Source organism: Faecalibacterium taiwanense (assembly GCF_036632915.2).
Classification (GTDB): domain Bacteria; phylum Bacillota; class Clostridia; order Oscillospirales; family Ruminococcaceae; genus Faecalibacterium; species Faecalibacterium taiwanense.
The window spans coordinates 1,784,258-1,799,767 of sequence record NZ_CP155552.1 but is presented as its reverse complement, the minus strand read 5'-3'; the positions used below and the strand labels follow the sequence as shown (position 1 = coordinate 1,799,767).

The window sequence follows — 15,510 nt, the reverse complement described above, 5'->3', positions numbered from 1 at the left end:
AAGCAGTGCAGACGTATATACATCTGCTTATTTTGCTCTGCAAATGCTTGTTGGGGAGTGCCCCAAACCCCTTTGATCTGCATTTTTCCAATGCAGGCTGCGCGTCCCGGCGGGACGCTTTTTACCCTGTGATGCTCTCCGGGTCATTGAGGACTTGCATGAGGTGAGATGCGGCTTCTGCCAGAGAAGCATACTTCATCTGTTCCGGGACGGGTGCATTCAGAAGAGAAATGCCCCATTCCTGCATACAGTCCGCAAATTCCTTTTGCGCTAACAGTGCAGCATCCCGGCGCACCTCCGGGGTCACTGCGTCGTCCAAAACGTAGTCAACGTTAAATTTTCCGTTGCGGTCCTCGGTCAACTCTACCATGGAGTAATGCTCCTCCCAGTAGTGGCAATACCAGACCCTGCCGCCAATTTCCTCCATGTCGGAGCGCAGATCTTCTTCATCGTTCCATTGCGAAATCTCGGAAAGAATGCTTTGCAGCTGCTCATACGCTTGCTGTTCGGCAAGGGTGACTTTTTTGCAACGGTATTCCCGTTGGATGGTGCGCTGCCAGTACAATGCCAACTTCCCTTGTTTTGCCCGCTCGATCGCATCCTGAATGTCGGCTAAAATGCTGTACTGCGGTTCTCTCATTTTGACACCCCCGAATCAATTCTTTAGGAAATAATACATCCTATAAGAATGATTATAGCCGAAAGGAATGCAAAGAAAAGCGCATCGGCTAAATTTCAGCCGATGCGCTTGCAAAGTTTGCGATTTATTCTTCGTTTGTGAGGTAGGGAGATTGCTGATATAGGTATCCAGCAAATCGAGGGCAGCTTTCTTCTGGATGGGGGTCAAGCCTTCCAGTCGCTTGCGGATCTCGTCGTCGGTCACATGAGATGCACTGGGAACCAGATCACACAACAATGTGTCTGCGGAAATATTCAGAGCGTTCAGAAGTTTAACAATGGTGGCAAGGCCGGGTTCCTTTAAGCCACGCTCTACCATGCCGATATAGTTGGAGGAAAGCTCGGATTTTTCCGCAAGTTGTTCCAGCGTCAACCCATGCTTTATACGCTGCTCCCGCAGTCTCTGTCCAAAAAGCTCTTTCATAGCGCAACCTCATCCTATCGTGTTATTTACACTCCATAGGATACCTGTTAAACGCATGAACATACACAATCGAAAGAGATGAACAATTCCGTTAAAGATTGAACTAACAAAAAGATTGCCGGAAGCAGACCTCTTACGGTCAACTCCCGGCAATTTGTTCTTATCGAGCCTGCTCGTTCTCCTGTGCTGGCTTTTCTTCCGCAAAAAATCGTTCCACGTTTTTCTGTGCCCGAACCAGTCCCTGCATCTCATTCCGTGCCTTGCGGTAGTCCGGGTAGGCGGCTTTCTTCTTGGTTAGCAGTTCTGCAAACTCCGCATCCAGTTCCTTAACCTTCGGCAACTTTTGCATCTCAGCCTCGTCAAAGGCAGCTTTCGCCGCCTTGTGCAGAGTAATCTCCTCCCGGTGAGCGTCCAGAAAGGTTTTGCTGTACCCGGCTTTCCGATAAGCAGCGTACACATCACGGGTCTTGGCATAGTTGATGATGTGAGTTTTCAGCACGGCGATTTCGGTCAACCTCGCTTCTGCCGCTTTGATGGCATCCCCCATAGCATGATAGCGTTCCGTTGCCGCCGTCGCACGTTCCCGCAGTTCCTCTGCGCTACCGATTTTTTGCTCCTGCAAGAACAGCAGGGTTTTGGACATCTCTTTCAGGTTGAACTTGGCTGCCCACTTTTTGTAGCCGACACTTTTGCCCTCTGCCATTTTCCCCTGAATATCCACCAGCAACTGGAAGGGCTGCTCTTTGGGCGGCTTCTTCTGGTACGGTTGGTGTTTCACCTTGCCCTCCAGCACCGCCTTGATTTCATCCTCGCCATAGCCGGTGCCCAGTGTACGGAACCGGATAAAACGTTTCTGCCCCTTGCCCTTCACCGACGTGTACTTGCCACGTTTCACCTCATATCCCTGCCGCTCCAGCTTTTGCAGAAAAGTTTCGTAATCTCCCGGCTTTTCTGCAAGAATGGTGTCGATGATTCCGCACAGGCGGTCACGATTGCTCTCTTTCGGCGGGTAGACAATGCGCTTTTGACGCTCCCGATAGGGCTTCTTTTCAATGACGGACAGCTGATGCTCTAAGCAAATCAGGTCACTCAACCGCTGCACTGCCAACGCCGAAAAGAAAAATCCCGGAACTTCCTGCTGCCATCCAACGCTGTGGAGTTGAAGATCACATGGTTGTGGATGTGCTGCCGGTCCGTGTGCGTTGCCACTACAAAGGCGTGCTTGCCCTTGGTAAAGCGCATGGCCAGTTCGTAGCCCACCTTGTTAGCCTCCTCTGCGGTGATTTCCCCGGACGGAAGGACTGCCGTATCTGATAAGCAATTACATCGCTTTTCTGCCTGCGTCCGTTCACAAGGTCGTACTGCCGCTTGGTGAGCATAAACTCTTCATCTGCCGTCAGGGTGCTGCAGGCATAGCTGCTGACATACTGTCCCTGCTCGGTCTTGTCTGGGTTTTCGATATAGTCCGTGCGATTTTTCAGGCAGGCCGCAACGGTCATGCCTTTGTTTTTGTGCAGCGCAATCAACCGTGTTGCTGCCAGTGCCATCACCTCCTACAAAAAATGCCGCACATCGGCGGCATCAATATCATTTGGATAATTTCTCGTGATCGGCAGCACCTGCCAGATACATGGCTTCCTGCCGAACACTTTCCAATTCGTTGCTGATTGCATCCAATTCCAGATAGAGGCTCCATGCTTCTTCGCCGATAAGAGCTTTCAACGCAATCTCTGCGGCAATCTTTTTCTGGATCAGTGCACGATATTCATCATCGTCTGCAAGTTGTCGTTGCAGAATATCTTTCAGATTTTCCCAATAATAGTCGGTCATGGCATCTGTGTCCATCTAATCCCTCACAATCCGGCAATCCAGCCATTAAAACGCTCCGCCGCATCCACGATCAAAGCCCCCATGAAGATCAGCGCAAAGCAGCCAAACTCTGCCACCAGCAAGATCAAAAACTGCAGCCACTCCTGACAATAGAGAGTATAGAGGCCGCAGCCGAAAATATACAGCATGGGCAGTGCCAGCACAAACGCCGACAGGTTCAGCGTCCATTTCAGCATCAGTACCAGAAATGCACTCAGGAGAACCACAGGAAATAGGAGAACGCTTGCTACGAATTTCATATTGACACCGCCTTTCTGCTTTCAGTATATGGATAGAGTATGAGCCTGTCAATGGTGTCGCCGCCTATGTACCCCCGCAGCCCTCCAACTGCGGGGAAAAATCTTAGAGTTCTGCCAGCCGGGAAAGGATCTGCCGACCAATGTCAATCAGCTCATCCAGCCGCTGCCGCAGGTCCTCCATGTCGGCAGCATAGACCCGACTATTTTCATTGGCGGCTTTAGCATATTGGTTGAGATTATTACTGCACATCTGCAAAAGATATGCCATGCGCCGCAGTTGCGGCAGGTCAAGGTTCAGGCAGTAGCCGTCCAGCGCCATCTTGCGGATATAGGCACTCAGGCTGCGGATGCCCATGCCCAGCATCTTTTCATAAATGCGGTTCTTTTCGGTCTTTGTGGTTCTCAGCATAATGATTTCATCCCGCTTTTCCCTCACCGGGCATCACCATCCTTGTCGTAATAACTGCGGAAGGGCTTCACCGGCTCCGGCTTGTCCGATTTTTCTTCCAGTGCTGCCAGCACCGAGGGGCGGCGAGGGGCATTCTCCTGTTCTTCCTCCTCCTGTTCCGATTCGTGGCTCTTTTCGTCCACGTCCAACTGGGCGTTCAGTTCCGCAAGACGAGCGGACTTCTCTGCCAGTTCTTCTTCCTGTGGGAAGGGTTTCTCCACCTCAATTTGCGCCGCCGCCTGCTGCTGATGCAGGGTATCCAACTCGTTCTCTGCGGCGGTGATGCGTTCCGGGAAGTTGTTCAGGGAGTTATCCAGACGAGTGATGTTGCCCAGCGGGTCGGTGCCCAAAGGCACCGTGTACTTCCGCTGCCCCTTCAAAATAGCCTGATACTCACTGCGGTAGGTGTCGAAACGCAGGGACAGTTCAAAGCCCCGGTAGCTGCCGATGACTTTTTCCTCGGCGTTGGGCAGTTCGGAGCAGGCAAGCACCAGCTGCTCACCGGCGGTCTTTTTCTCGTCGTAGGTCACGCCCTTGATGACCATGTCGCAAAACTCCTCCTTGCCCTGCGGATGGGCGGCGGCAAGCTGTGCATCGGCTTTCAGCCCGGCAATGTGGGCGTTCGTTTCCTGAATATCTGCCGGGAATTTGGTCAGCAGCTTGTCTTGCAGACGGAATTTCTGGCTCTGGTGGTCGGCTTTCAGCACCTTCAGCTTGGCGACCTGAACGTCCAAGTCCATCTTTTCCTTGATGAGTGGATTTCCGGCGCAAAGTGCCTTGATCTCCGCATAGGAAAGTGCCTGTTCGTCTACATCTTCGCAGGAGCGCACCGGGGATTTACTGGTCATAATCTGCGAGATAAATCGCTGTTTATTCTCAAGGGTCTGAAAGAGGTACGAATCAAATGTGCCTTCGGTGACGTAGTTGAACACCTTGACTTCCTTGTTCATGTTGCCCTGCCGGATGATGCGACCATTGCGCTGGGTCATGTCACTGGGCTTCCAGCCAACATCCAGATGATGCACCGCCACAAGACGCTGCTGCACATTGGTTCCTGCGCCCATTTTTGCCGTGCTGCCCAGCAGGACGCGCACATCGCCGGAGCGCACTTTCGAGAACAGTGCAGCCTTTTTCGCTTCGGTGTCTGCGTTGTGGATAAACTCAATCTCGTTTTCCGGCACACCGGCGGCAACCAGCTTCTTGCGAATGTCATCGTAGACGTTGAAGTTACCATCGTTCTTTGGTGTCGAGAGGTCGCAGAACAAAAGCTGTGTCAGCTTCTGGTCTTTGCCATCTTCCCAGATTTTCAGCACATTTTGAACGCATACGTTCAATTTGCTGTTGGGATCATCGGGCAGCATGGGGTTCATCAGGCGCACATCCAAGCCAATCTTTCTGCCGTCGTTTGTGACGCAGAGCATATTGTCCACAGACGCATCCACCGTGCCGGAGTGGATGCGGGCGGCACGTTTGCTCAGCTCCTGCACCATTTCCTTTTGAATCTCCGAGGGTTTTGCCACCACGGTTTCAAACTTTGCTTCGGGCACAGGCAGATGGAGCAGGTCGGATGTTTTAATGTCCGCAACCTCCTTGAACATGGACATCAGTTCCGGCAGGTTGAAGAACTTTGCAAATCTCGTTCTTGCCCGGTATCCGGTGCCTTCGGGGTCGAGTTTGTCAAGATACTTTTTGTGGATTTTCTAAATTAAACGATTTGTCCGTAAAGAAATCGCCCAAAGTGGTAAGTTTCTTCTCATACAGGCTCTGCACATAGTCCAGCGTCTGCTGTGCGCTGTACCCCAGCAGGCGGTTAGCATCCCGCTGAAGGGTGGTTAGGTCGTACAGCGGCGGCGGACTCTCGGACTTTTCCTTGCGGGTGATGCGCTGGATCGTTGCTACCATCTCCTTTCGGCAGGCTTCCAGCAGGTTTTCGGCAACGGATTTTTCGGGAATGCGGCGGCTGGATGCCGTGCATCCGCTGGTCAGTTCAAGTTCTACGGTGTAGAACTTTTTCGGCACAAAGGCGGCGATGGCGGCTTCCCGCACTACCGTCATAGCAAGCACCGGGGTCATAACACGCCCCACCGCCAGCGGTTGACCGTACAGACACGAAAAAGCCGGGACGCATTGATACCGACCATCCAGTCGGCACGTTCCCGGCAGAGTGCTGCATTGTACAGCGCATCGTATTCAGTTGACGGTTTGAGGTGGGCGAAGCCCTCCCGGATAGCGTTTTCCTCCATGCTGGACAGCCATAGGCGAGAAGAGGGCTTTTTGCAGCCTGCTTGCTGGTACACCAAGCGGAAGATCAGTTCTCCCTCGCGCCCTGCGTCTGTAGGATAGTTCTCGGAGGTGACTTTTCTGACTTTGTTACTCGATGGCATCCAATGGGCCGATAAAGCGGTAGAAAATCTGGATTTTCTGGACGTATTCGCCATCGACCTTTTCCGCTTTGGATACCAGAATCTTGTCAATCAGCTGATGCAGAATCTTATAGTTCAGTTCGGTGATGCCAGCGTACTTGCTGACTTCATCAATAAAATCCTGAATCTTGTCCAGCTGATCGTGTTCAGCACGGCCTTCCCGCTCGTACTGCTCAATCTTTTCGGTCAGTTCAGCCTGTTCTTTGTCGTAGCGATCTGCAAGCATTTGAAAACGTTTCTCCGGGAGAAGTCCCTTTGATACGTCCTCATAAAGTTTTGCATACAGGTCTTCGATTTCTGCGATTCGTGCTTTACACTGCTTCAAATCCCGTTTGTGCTGCGCCCGGTCAGAGGACACCCGGAGGTGCATCTGATTTGCAATCTTCTTCACAAGGGCTTCCCGATTGCTCACAGCGGCCTTTGCGTGTGCCTGAATGTCCGCAAAGACAGCTTCATGCAGAACACGGGCTTCCAAATTATGCGAGTCACAGGCTTTCGCACCATATTTCCGATAAGTGCTGCAACAATAAAAGGTCTGATCCAGAACACTGTTACGTTTGCGCCTGTGCTCGACCTTGACTAACATCGTTCTGCCGCAGTCTGCACAGCGGACGATGCCTTTGAAGATATTGTCGTAGTCGGTCTTATCGCACATAAAACTACTGGAACGGCTGTAAAGGATTCGCTGCACGTTCTCCCAACGGTCTTGTGGGATGATTGCTTCATGTGTATTCGGAACGATAGCGCGTTCTTCAAACGGAATATAACGCCGCTTTTTGGATTTCATGGACACGGTGGGCTTGGCTTCGTAGATGATGTGTCCGGCGTAGACTGGGCTGTGCAGAACCTGACTGATATAGGCACTGTCCCAATCATACATCTTTTCATCATCAATAAAGCGGCCAAACATCTCTTTCTTGTAGTAACACGGCTTCAAGACTTTTTCATCGTGGAGCCGCTTGGCGATGCGGTGAAGCCCCAGCCCTTCCTCTGCCATTGAATAGATATACTCAACAACGGGGGCGGTGTTCGGGTCGATCACAAGGTGATTGTGGTCGGCAGGGTCTTTCTGGTAGCCAAACGGTGCGCCGCTGGAGATATACTTTCCGCTTTTCTTGCGTGTCCGAAGGGCACTCTTGATTTTTCGGGAAGTGTCTTTGGCGTACATTTCATTGATGATGTTTCGGAACGGGGCAATATCCATCTGAGATTGCTCGTTGGAATCATAACCATCGTTGATTGCAATATAGCGGACACCGTGTTCAGGAAAGAAGATTTCCATATACGTTCCGGTTTCGATGTGGTTGCGTCCAAGTCGGGACTGGTCTTTGGTAATGACTGTTGCCACCTTTCCTTCCCGGATATCATCCAGAAGTTCCTGAAAGGCAGGGCGGTCAGAGTTCGTACCGCTGTAACCATCATCAACATAGTACTGGCAATTCCCGAAACCGTTGCGTGTGGCATACTCCATAAGCATTGACTTTTGAGTGCGGATGCTCAGGCTTTCGCTGTTTGAACCGTCATCTTTTGACAGTCGGCAGTATAAAGCAGTTACTTTTTTGTCCTTTTCCATGTGTACCTCCATAATGGAAAAGAGACCTCATCAATCACATTGTAGCGGATGCTGCGTGACGATGCAAGCCCTTTTCCGCAGTAAAACGTCCAATTAGCCAGCGGCGAGATACGATTCGGCAGTTTTACGAATTTCTTCTTCCACAAGCCGCTGAAAAAGCGTATTCATCGGCACATTGCCGATATAATGGCGTTCCACGATCAGGCGCACGGACTTCGGACTTCTCGGCGCACGTTTGCGTGTGGTGGGCTTCTTCTCAGATTTTTCTTTGTTCAAGGGCAGACCTCCTCATTCATGTGGTGCAAATACGGAAAGGAATGGATGGATTCTATTCGTTTTTCTCTTTTTGTTTTATTACGTTGGTTAGGTGAAAGTTTTCTTCGATACAGTCTTAAAGGCTGCTATACTGCATAGGAAAAATATCTTTTGCAGATGCCATTAAGAATCTGCATCACAGAATCGTGATTTTGGCGGTTCTTGAATCGTGAAAAACGCAGAACTATTCAACATTTGGAATTTTCACAAAGATGTGATTGGGCGAAGAAAACCGCGTTCGTCTGCGCTCAATCAATCCCGCAGCGTCCAATTCCTTAAGCGCACTGGAAACACTGACAGTGCTGCGCCCTAGCTGCTCAGCCAAAGAGCAAATCGTAAAAATGACAAACACGAATCCACGTTCATCTATCCAGAGATTTTTCTGCGAGAGTGTGGCACGGTCGAGTAGCAACACATAAGTCATTTTTGCAGTCTGACTCAGGTCAAGTTCCAAAAGGAAGCATGGGTATGGGAGAAACGGCGGCAGCGGAGTTTGCGTGGTAAGATATTCTGAAATGTTGATCACCTCCAGCTGAAGCAGAAATCAGGAACAAAGAGTATGTAACGAGAATTGGAGGGTTCCAATTCTCCAGTCGCAGAAAAGCACGAAACAAGTGCTCAACTGCGTTAATAAGTTAAGGTCTCCCATATTGGTCCTCGACTTCCCTAGGAGTGGGGAATCGTCCGGCGGCGGGCTTGCACCGCACCATTGGCATTTCAGCCACCCCGTCTTCGTTATGACCGGGCTGCGAGTTACAGAAGTACCTTTTGTGAAGTACCGGACGATTGAACTATTCACTTGTCAAGGAACATATGGAAGATTTCTGGACTTTGACGGACGAAAAACATCCTTCTACTTGGTAGCCGATGAAAAAGGCCATTTCGTAGCATTGCAAGCAATTTTGTAAACAAAACGTCATAATAGTCCGAGAATGGTCTTGAAAAAGATGCCCTACACTTGGTAGGCATCGAGAACGCCTGTTTCGTAGCATTGGTGAGAAACTTGTAATTGAATTGTAATTCTTGAGACCAAATCTCCGCTTTTGAAAAAATCCTCTCAATAGGTAGGCAACGAAAACAGCCCAAAGACAACCATCTTTTTGAGAATTAACAAAAAGGTCACAAATGACCGGCTTTCAAAGAGGCGCTTCTACTATTAACAGAAAAAGTGGCCTAAAATGGGGGGTGTTGGAGAAAATTTCTGCCTTAAAAGTACGCCTCTACTCACTAGCCAGCGAGAATAGCCAAAAGCCAGCAAAAAACAAATGAATTATGTACTTCTGCCACTGATTGCAACGGCATATCGGTGACAGAAAGATCGTTTAGAGCGATTCTTCGCGGTTTGGGGTGGTAGAAATCGTTTTGTAGTTGGACTTTTTCTGCTGAAGCTGCTGAAGCTGCTCCAGCTGTTTCAGCACCGATTCCTTCTCCGGCATCTTACCGCCCGGTGCGGAAAGCTGCTGCTTATTCAGCACCATGTCGATATATTTGCGGATGTTTTTCAGGGCGGAGATGTCCGGCTGCAAGGTTTCCAGTTGGGTACGCAGTTCTGCGCTGCTGGATTGCAGCGCAGAAAATTCGGCATCCAATGCCGAAAAATCTACCGCTGTGCTGCCGTTCAGTTTCATCAGAGTGCGGACAGCTTTATTGAAAGCGTCCAGTTCTTCCTTGTGCTGGCTGGCATAGGCATTCTTTGTCAGCTTGAAGTTCTTCTTTATAAAGGTATCGTGGATGGGCTTCAGCTTGGCATGGACGGCGGCAGCGTCTTTGATCTGGGCAATCGAACGCATCCGGTTCTCGTTCTGCTTCAACTGCCTGCGGAGAGGGGCGGCGGTCTGGTTTAAGCTGTCAATGGCTTGGTTCAAATCCTCGATGGTGTTCAGGGAATGGGCTTTCAGATAGTCCACCGTCTGTTTGACTTCCTCAAAGTCCCGGACTGTGCATTTCAGTTTTGCCTTGCCAGACCAATCGCTGCGCTGTTCGTTGCGGAGATTGAAATAGTCCACCAGAAGGTCGGACAATGTGGGTTCCTTTGCCTTTTCCAGAGCGTCCAGAAGAAGCTGCTTCTTTTCGTTCAGGTCTGCGATCCAGCGTTGCAGCCCACGGATGGCACTGCGGATGGACTGCATCAGGCTGTTGGCGGCTCGAATATCACGATTCAGATTGCCGAGAAAGGTTTCTACTCCACGCTTTTCCATCTGGTGTGCAGCGGGGCCGAGATGCACGGTCGGTATCTGCTGGATGCCCTGCCGCTCAAAGGAGCGCAGGGCAACACGTTCTGGCCTGCCAGCTGCTTCCAGATAGCGGTTGGTGATGGTTTCCCAGCTATGCCGCCAGATTTCGGCGTACTTCTGGTCGTTCCAGTCCACCGTGTTCTCCTTGTGACATTTCCAGTTGCCGGAGGAAGTTGGATGCGCTCGCCGTTCTCGTCAAGGTCGTAAACCTTTCTGGCTTTTGGAAGCCACTTGCCGTGTTCATCCATTGCCCGGATGGTCAGCAGAATGTGGGCGTGTGGGTTTCCATCTCCTTGTCGTGGATGGCGAAGTCAGCGATCATCCCTTTGGAAACAAACTGCTCCTGACAGAACTCCTTTATCATGGACAGATACCGTTCTTTCGGCACCTCCACCGGGAACGCCAGCACGATGCGCCGGGCAAGCTGGGAGTTCCACTGGTTCTCCACAGCTTCTACGGCGTTCCAGAGGGTCGCCCGGTCTGCATATCCGGGCGGCGCATAGGATGGCAGCATGATCTCAGCGTGGACAAGTTCTTTCTTCTTGTTGTAGAATTTCGTTCTCTGGTCGTACTCGCTGAACAGCCGTTCGCCGCTTTGGTAAGCGGCCCCGGCAACAGCGGACTGCCCTTGGCTGCGCTTGACGATGGTAATTTTGAAATGCGGACACGGAATAGGCATCACCCCCAAACAAAAAGACCGCCCAGCAAGATTGCTCTTGGTGAACGGTCTGGAATTGTATTCGGTTTTGCTCGCCGCCTTAGAACGGAGTGCCATGCGCTTCGATCTCAGGCGGGAGCCGCAAAGGATAGCTGCAAAGCAGCGCAAGGAAAATGCAGTTTTCCTTGGGATGGAATCGGGCTGGCGCACAAACGCCAGCTTCGATTTCATCGAGCCGTCTGCAAGACCGCAATTTCACCGGAACGGTGTATAATTGCGCCCTTTATTCTAAAGGGTTTGAAACGCTGCGGCGTTCCTGCAAGTCGTGAATCATCTTTGCAAGTGCCAGCGCAACTTCTGGTTGACGGAACGCAATTTTCAGCAGCTCCATCACCTGATCGTTGGTGAGTTCTTCCGGCGCAATCAGAAAACTTTCCAGCATTCCGGCACGGGTACACAGACGATGCACACGGGCTTTGCGGGTCAGCTCCGGTATCTGATGTTCCAGAATTTTCTCACGGTGCTTGTAGTAGCGTAGCTGCTGCTCCGCTTTGGCTTTTTCGCTGCGGAGATAGGCAAGGTCGGATTTGGGCTGGGTCATAGCATCACGCTCCTTTACAAAATAAAGAGCCAAACAATCAGTATAAAGGCTGATCATTTGGCTGTGGAAACATATTTAATTTTCGCAGTTCAAGCGAACTTGAACCGTAAATACACCGTCTTTCTTTTTCGTGTAGAAGTCACCATGGTTTTCCTGAACGATACGGTTTATATTTTTTAGCCCGTAACCATGATGTTCTCCGATGCGGATTCCGCGAGAAGTATCACTGTATGGGTTTTCCAGCCGATAGAAAAGGCTCCGATATTGTTTGCGCAGCTGTAAATGGATGGTTCGCTGTTCCGCTGGCAGACTGCAACAGGCTTCAATGGCATTGTCAAATGTATTTCCGAGGATGATGCTCAAAGACAGCGATGAGATCGTCAGAACTTCAGGAATCGTCACATCCAGTTTGACCTTGATGTTATTCTTCTCTGCGATGCGTAGGTAATAATTCAAAAGAGCATCAACAACAGGGTTTCCGACAGCAGAAACATTTGTGGAACGCTCAAAAATATCCGTGGCAGCTTGTGCAATCTTGTGAAGTTCTTCGGTATCGCCGTGTTCTGCAACTGCCTGCATCGCCAGAATGTATTTCTTCACATCATGCCGTAGAGAACGGACTTCTTCCTGACGTTCTTTGAGCTGCTGGTAGTATTCCATTTGAAGATTGTACTGCTGCTCATTGAACTTGGCTTTGAATTTTTCCAGTTCATTTTCCCGGAGAGCTTCCACATAGAACACGATCAGGATGTTTATAAGGAGAAGCACAGCCATAAGGCCGACCATATAATCCGGGAAATACTCATCCGCAGCATGATACTGTGCCACATAACAGACAGCGATGCTTGCGATTTGAATCGCAATAATTGGCAACAGCCATAGGATGCGCAGAGCATTTCCCTTTCGACTGAAAAAATGTGAGATCAGGACTACAAGTGGAACTTGAATCAGGTTTGAAAAAACAACATAAACCAACCGTGCTGCCCCAGCCTGCATCAGAATATCGGTATCAGGGATGCGCAGCCCGATCAGGAGCATTGCAAGCACTTCCACCAAAGCAATCAGCGTAAAGAAATCTCCGCTTGCAAAAACCGCCTGCCATGGTCGCACTTCGTAAAACAGCAGTGCGAGGAAAAATCCGCCAACTAAAAGATAGATCGTGCGCTGCGTTACCCAGTCCGGGAATAAGCTTAGTGCACACTGGCCAGCGATCATAAGCACAACATACACATAGAACCATTTTGAAACGGGCTCCTTTTTAGGAAATAGCCGACCGATAAAAAGCAGCAACAGAGCGATGTTGGCAAAGCTCCCTGCAAACTCAACGAAATAATAAAGTATCATCTTCCCAAATAAGCGTTAAAGTTCTGATTGAACTCCTGACGCTTCCTCCTGCTGATCGGTAGCTGATGTCCGCTGGAAAGAAAAACAGCGGTTCCAGTAGCGTAAACAATGTGTTCCATATTGACAAGATAACTTTTGTGTGGCGACACGAAGCATCGTTTGGGAAGCTGCTCCAAGGCTTCAGGAATGCTCATTCTCAATGTAAGGTCTTGCTCCTTGCAGTGGATCAGAACTTTATGTCCGTGGCTTTCCAGAAAGTAAATATCTGATGTTTCCAAGGACATGGTGACACCATCGTATTCGATTGTGAAATGTTTGGAGTTCAGTTCCTGAAGGACAGCGTCCATCGCCGCAGCGAACAGCGTCTGATCCAAAGGTTTGACAAGGTAGCGGAATGCAATGCCATATCCCTGCACAGCATACTCGTGCCGCTTCGTGACAAATACCACCAAGGGATGCTTCTCCATTTGAATCAGGGATTGTGCCAGCTGAAAACCGTTGGATGGCATCTCAATGTCGAGCAGCAGCAAATCGAAGGATTTCTTCTGCATTTGCAATTCGCTCAGAAGTTCGTTTCCGTCCATGTAAGTTTCAATGTCAAAGCAACCTTGCACATCGTATCGCTGGACGCTTTGAACAATACCATCAAGGTCTGACTTCTCATCATCGCAGACTGCAACGTGGTACTTCAGCATTTCGACAACCTCCACAAAATAATGTTCTGATACTATTATAGACTGTGCAAAGGCTCCTTACAAGTAGCCTGACTTACCACTTTTGTCACCAGAACGACCAGTTTTGCCAAACCTCTTGATTTTGTTGAAATTTATGATACAGTGAAGCAAAAATCAGAAGATAAGGTGGCGCAACTGCAATGTGGGAACGCACGCTGTCTCAGAAATTAGTCCGTCTTTTTTGCGAACAAAAAGTGGTAGACGAATCAAAAGCGGATGCGTATGTCTATGGGTACGAGTTGCTCATATCGTCTGTTGTAAGTGTTTTGCTTGTCATCCTCGTCTCTGCCGTGTGTGGTGATGTTCGATACTCACTTTCATTTTTGATTGGGTTTATCCCGCAGAGAATCTACATTGGTGGATATCATGCAACGTCGCACACCAGATGCTATCTGGCATTTACCGGACTGGCACTTATCTGCATTTTGCTGAGTAAAGTAATTGCAGCCAATCACCTTTTTCGTATCCTGACAACAGCAGCTCTTATGGGCATCGCTATCTTTTTCTCTCCGATAGAAGCAACGAATAAGCCTTTAGGCAAAAAGAAGCGGTTAAGCTATAAGATGGTCGCATCTGTTCTTTCGTCAATAGATTTCCTGTTTGCCATTTTCAATGTGCTTCCGGACACCCGCAGTATAACGGTATACTACATTTCAAAATGGGTTTTAGTGATTTTTGCAATCATTCCGTTTTTTCAGAAACAAGCGAAGATATCCTAAGGTACGAGGGCGTTCATGTGTTTTCAGAAGAAGAATGCTCTAAAAAATATCAAACGGAGGTAACAGAAATGAAAAAGATTATGTTGCTCTTGAGCAAGGTCACTTGCATTATGGCAATGGCTCTCGCAGTCTTGAGCGTGAACAGCACCTGTGGCTTTACGGCATATCAGCCGGATGTCCCGGAATCGCTTGAGCATGACTGAAATTCATATGAAAGGTAAGATAGCGATACTCTTACGGGATATATTTCTTGATAATTTTCTAAAAGGAACTGTTCGATTATGTTGGAGCTGCTTTCATTCATTATGTTGATTGTTCGTCAGCTTTTCTATATTCTAGGCGTCCTTGCATTTGGAAAATATCTCTTGAAAAAGTGAGAGCATCGATAATCAATGTACTTCGGAGGTGTTTCCGATGCACAGATGAGAGTCCGTTGTTCTATAGGAATGCATGAAAGGAAAAAACAAAATGAAAACAAAAACATATTTGCGTTATATTTCCTGCGTGTTAGCGGTGCTGCTTTGTGTTGCTTCCATTATGCCCATTGCCTTTGCAGATTCAACAAATCATGGCAATAGCGAATCTCTTTTGACAGGATCAAATTATTCTGTTTCGTACTCGATGAATGGAAAAGATGTTGTTGAACAGCTTACAATTCGTGATGGAGGTATCACACGAATTACGCGTACGGTGCATCCTAATGATGTGATGGACATTGTTGTTGTAGGTGCATCTGGTGAATCAACAACATCAACTGCAAGAAGTGACTATAGCTTGTTCTATGAAATTTATCAAGATCAGCAAAATTACAAAAACGGACAGCTGGCACAAATTCCTGCACTCACTGGAAGCGAGGTGACAGGGTCGCAGTTCAAGCACCGCTATGTTGGCACAAGTGCAACCGATACGGTTTATGCTAGTGATTTGCGTAAATGCAAAAAAGCATCTGATGTAGCCAGTATTTTAGCAACTGCATGGGGAAGCACACCAGCAGCAGTTATTTCTTCTACAGCATCGTTTATTTTCGATCAGATGCTTCAGAGTATGTCCTCGGACTGCTATAAAGTGACAATATCTTCTATTACGTATGAAGTCCTATTTTCCTATGACAATAGCTACTATACACATTGCTATCATCAAACTGTCAAGGAATATAAGTCAAATGGCTCTTTGATTCGGTCTAAAACGGATTATTATCAGGCCATTGGTGGCTGATAGTGACTTCAAAGG

Annotated in this window: 16 protein-coding genes and 3 pseudogenes; 4 read left to right on the top strand and 15 right to left on the bottom strand. The window is 48.9% G+C overall.

Features of this window, described 5'->3' with window-relative positions:
* Nucleotides 1-121: 121 nt before the first annotated feature.
* The 12 genes and pseudogenes from PXT33_RS09030 to mobQ form a co-directional block, all read right to left on the bottom strand.
* The gene (locus tag PXT33_RS09030; RefSeq protein ID WP_055191375.1) at nucleotides 122-640 is read right to left on the bottom strand and encodes a hypothetical protein; all 519 of its coding nucleotides are present in this window, start codon (nucleotides 638-640) and stop codon (nucleotides 122-124) included.
* 15 nt (nucleotides 641-655) lie between these two features.
* Nucleotides 656-1,102, bottom strand: a complete 447-nt coding sequence (locus tag PXT33_RS09025) for a helix-turn-helix transcriptional regulator (protein WP_347070297.1) — start codon at nucleotides 1,100-1,102, stop codon at nucleotides 656-658.
* 160 nt (nucleotides 1,103-1,262) lie between these two features.
* A pseudogene (locus PXT33_RS09020) lies at nucleotides 1,263-2,649 on the bottom strand (relaxase/mobilization nuclease domain-containing protein).
* A gap of 40 nt (nucleotides 2,650-2,689) precedes the next feature.
* Nucleotides 2,690-2,932, bottom strand: coding sequence for a hypothetical protein (locus PXT33_RS09015; RefSeq protein ID WP_146746953.1), 243 nt, complete (start codon nucleotides 2,930-2,932; stop codon nucleotides 2,690-2,692).
* Between the two features lie 23 nt (nucleotides 2,933-2,955).
* The gene (locus PXT33_RS09010) at nucleotides 2,956-3,231 is read right to left on the bottom strand and encodes a hypothetical protein (protein ID WP_332376375.1); all 276 of its coding nucleotides are present in this window, start codon (nucleotides 3,229-3,231) and stop codon (nucleotides 2,956-2,958) included.
* 103 nt (nucleotides 3,232-3,334) lie between these two features.
* The gene (locus tag PXT33_RS09005; protein WP_332376374.1) at nucleotides 3,335-3,667 is read right to left on the bottom strand and encodes a plasmid mobilization protein; all 333 of its coding nucleotides are present in this window, start codon (nucleotides 3,665-3,667) and stop codon (nucleotides 3,335-3,337) included.
* Nucleotides 3,664-5,277 (bottom strand): helicase C-terminal domain-containing protein, encoded by a 1,614-nt coding sequence (locus PXT33_RS14835; RefSeq protein ID WP_332376373.1) that lies wholly within the window; start codon nucleotides 5,275-5,277, stop codon nucleotides 3,664-3,666. The genes PXT33_RS09005 and PXT33_RS14835 overlap by 4 nt, the downstream gene beginning before the upstream one ends.
* 139 nt (nucleotides 5,278-5,416) lie before the next feature.
* Nucleotides 5,417-6,063, bottom strand: a pseudogene (locus PXT33_RS14830) (DNA topoisomerase); the annotation flags it as partial.
* Nucleotides 6,050-7,675 (bottom strand): recombinase family protein, encoded by a 1,626-nt coding sequence (locus PXT33_RS08995; protein WP_242699672.1) that lies wholly within the window; start codon nucleotides 7,673-7,675, stop codon nucleotides 6,050-6,052. The pseudogene PXT33_RS14830 and the gene PXT33_RS08995, both read right to left, overlap by 14 nt.
* Before the next feature lie 93 nt (nucleotides 7,676-7,768).
* Nucleotides 7,769-7,951 carry a hypothetical protein gene (locus PXT33_RS08990; protein ID WP_005945116.1) on the bottom strand — a complete coding sequence of 61 codons (183 nt, stop codon included), beginning with the start codon at nucleotides 7,949-7,951 and terminating at the stop codon, nucleotides 7,769-7,771.
* A gap of 223 nt (nucleotides 7,952-8,174) precedes the next feature.
* Nucleotides 8,175-8,414 (bottom strand): replication initiator protein A, encoded by a 240-nt coding sequence (locus PXT33_RS08985; RefSeq protein WP_005945119.1) that lies wholly within the window; start codon nucleotides 8,412-8,414, stop codon nucleotides 8,175-8,177.
* 898 nt (nucleotides 8,415-9,312) lie between these two features.
* Nucleotides 9,313-10,897 (bottom strand): annotated as a pseudogene (gene mobQ / locus PXT33_RS08980) (MobQ family relaxase).
* Nucleotides 10,898-10,940: 43 nt separating this feature from the next.
* On the opposite strand from mobQ, the gene PXT33_RS08975 reads away from it, so the two are divergent.
* On the top strand, nucleotides 10,941-11,156 hold the full coding sequence (locus PXT33_RS08975) for a hypothetical protein (RefSeq protein ID WP_347070296.1): 216 nt from the start codon (nucleotides 10,941-10,943) through the stop codon (nucleotides 11,154-11,156).
* A 9-nt stretch (nucleotides 11,157-11,165) separates the two neighbouring features.
* Here PXT33_RS08975 and PXT33_RS08970 read toward each other — a convergent pair whose 3' ends face one another.
* The 3 genes from PXT33_RS08970 to PXT33_RS08960 form a co-directional block, all read right to left on the bottom strand.
* Nucleotides 11,166-11,483: a DUF3847 domain-containing protein gene (locus PXT33_RS08970; RefSeq protein ID WP_055185906.1), complete on the bottom strand. Its 318-nt coding sequence runs from the start codon at nucleotides 11,481-11,483 to the stop codon at nucleotides 11,166-11,168.
* 75 nt (nucleotides 11,484-11,558) lie between these two features.
* The gene (locus tag PXT33_RS08965) at nucleotides 11,559-12,827 is read right to left on the bottom strand and encodes a GHKL domain-containing protein (RefSeq protein WP_332376371.1); all 1,269 of its coding nucleotides are present in this window, start codon (nucleotides 12,825-12,827) and stop codon (nucleotides 11,559-11,561) included.
* Nucleotides 12,824-13,522, bottom strand: coding sequence for a LytTR family DNA-binding domain-containing protein (locus PXT33_RS08960; RefSeq protein WP_097783064.1), 699 nt, complete (start codon nucleotides 13,520-13,522; stop codon nucleotides 12,824-12,826). The genes PXT33_RS08965 and PXT33_RS08960 overlap by 4 nt, the downstream gene beginning before the upstream one ends.
* 179 nt (nucleotides 13,523-13,701) lie before the next feature.
* Between PXT33_RS08960 and PXT33_RS08955 the strand changes: the two genes are divergently transcribed.
* The 3 genes from PXT33_RS08955 (at nucleotide 13,702) to PXT33_RS08945 (ending at nucleotide 15,495) form a co-directional block, all read left to right on the top strand.
* A complete protein-coding gene (locus PXT33_RS08955) occupies nucleotides 13,702-14,280 on the top strand; it encodes an accessory gene regulator B family protein (protein WP_097783063.1) in 579 nt (192 codons plus the stop codon).
* Nucleotides 14,281-14,348: 68 nt separating this feature from the next.
* The gene (locus PXT33_RS08950) at nucleotides 14,349-14,483 is read left to right on the top strand and encodes a cyclic lactone autoinducer peptide (RefSeq protein WP_165852945.1); all 135 of its coding nucleotides are present in this window, start codon (nucleotides 14,349-14,351) and stop codon (nucleotides 14,481-14,483) included.
* A 265-nt stretch (nucleotides 14,484-14,748) separates the two neighbouring features.
* The gene (locus tag PXT33_RS08945; protein ID WP_133300985.1) at nucleotides 14,749-15,495 is read left to right on the top strand and encodes a hypothetical protein; all 747 of its coding nucleotides are present in this window, start codon (nucleotides 14,749-14,751) and stop codon (nucleotides 15,493-15,495) included.
* The last annotated feature ends 15 nt before the right edge of the window (nucleotides 15,496-15,510 follow it).

Bases quoted from the DNA above. Each gene is read 5' to 3' on its own strand.
- PXT33_RS09030 (WP_055191375.1), bottom strand. From the start codon at position 640: ATGAGAGAACCGCAGTACAGCATTTTAGCCGACATTCAGGATGCGATC.
- PXT33_RS09025 (WP_347070297.1), bottom strand. From the start codon at position 1,102: ATGAAAGAGCTTTTTGGACAGAGACTGCGGGAGCAGCGTATAAAGCAT.
- PXT33_RS09015 (WP_146746953.1), bottom strand. From the start codon at position 2,932: ATGACCGACTATTATTGGGAAAATCTGAAAGATATTCTGCAACGACAA.
- PXT33_RS09010 (WP_332376375.1), bottom strand. From the start codon at position 3,231: ATGAAATTCGTAGCAAGCGTTCTCCTATTTCCTGTGGTTCTCCTGAGT.
- PXT33_RS14835 (WP_332376373.1), bottom strand. From the start codon at position 5,277: ATGTTCAAGGAGGTTGCGGACATTAAAACATCCGACCTGCTCCATCTG.
- PXT33_RS08995 (WP_242699672.1), bottom strand. From the start codon at position 7,675: ATGGAAAAGGACAAAAAAGTAACTGCTTTATACTGCCGACTGTCAAAA.
- PXT33_RS08985 (WP_005945119.1), bottom strand. From the start codon at position 8,414: ATGACTTATGTGTTGCTACTCGACCGTGCCACACTCTCGCAGAAAAAT.
- PXT33_RS08970 (WP_055185906.1), bottom strand. From the start codon at position 11,483: ATGACCCAGCCCAAATCCGACCTTGCCTATCTCCGCAGCGAAAAAGCC.
- PXT33_RS08965 (WP_332376371.1), bottom strand. From the start codon at position 12,827: ATGATACTTTATTATTTCGTTGAGTTTGCAGGGAGCTTTGCCAACATC.
- PXT33_RS08960 (WP_097783064.1), bottom strand. From the start codon at position 13,522: ATGCTGAAGTACCACGTTGCAGTCTGCGATGATGAGAAGTCAGACCTT.
- PXT33_RS08955 (WP_097783063.1), top strand. From the start codon at position 13,702: ATGTGGGAACGCACGCTGTCTCAGAAATTAGTCCGTCTTTTTTGCGAA.
- PXT33_RS08950 (WP_165852945.1), top strand. From the start codon at position 14,349: ATGAAAAAGATTATGTTGCTCTTGAGCAAGGTCACTTGCATTATGGCA.
- PXT33_RS08945 (WP_133300985.1), top strand. From the start codon at position 14,749: ATGAAAACAAAAACATATTTGCGTTATATTTCCTGCGTGTTAGCGGTG.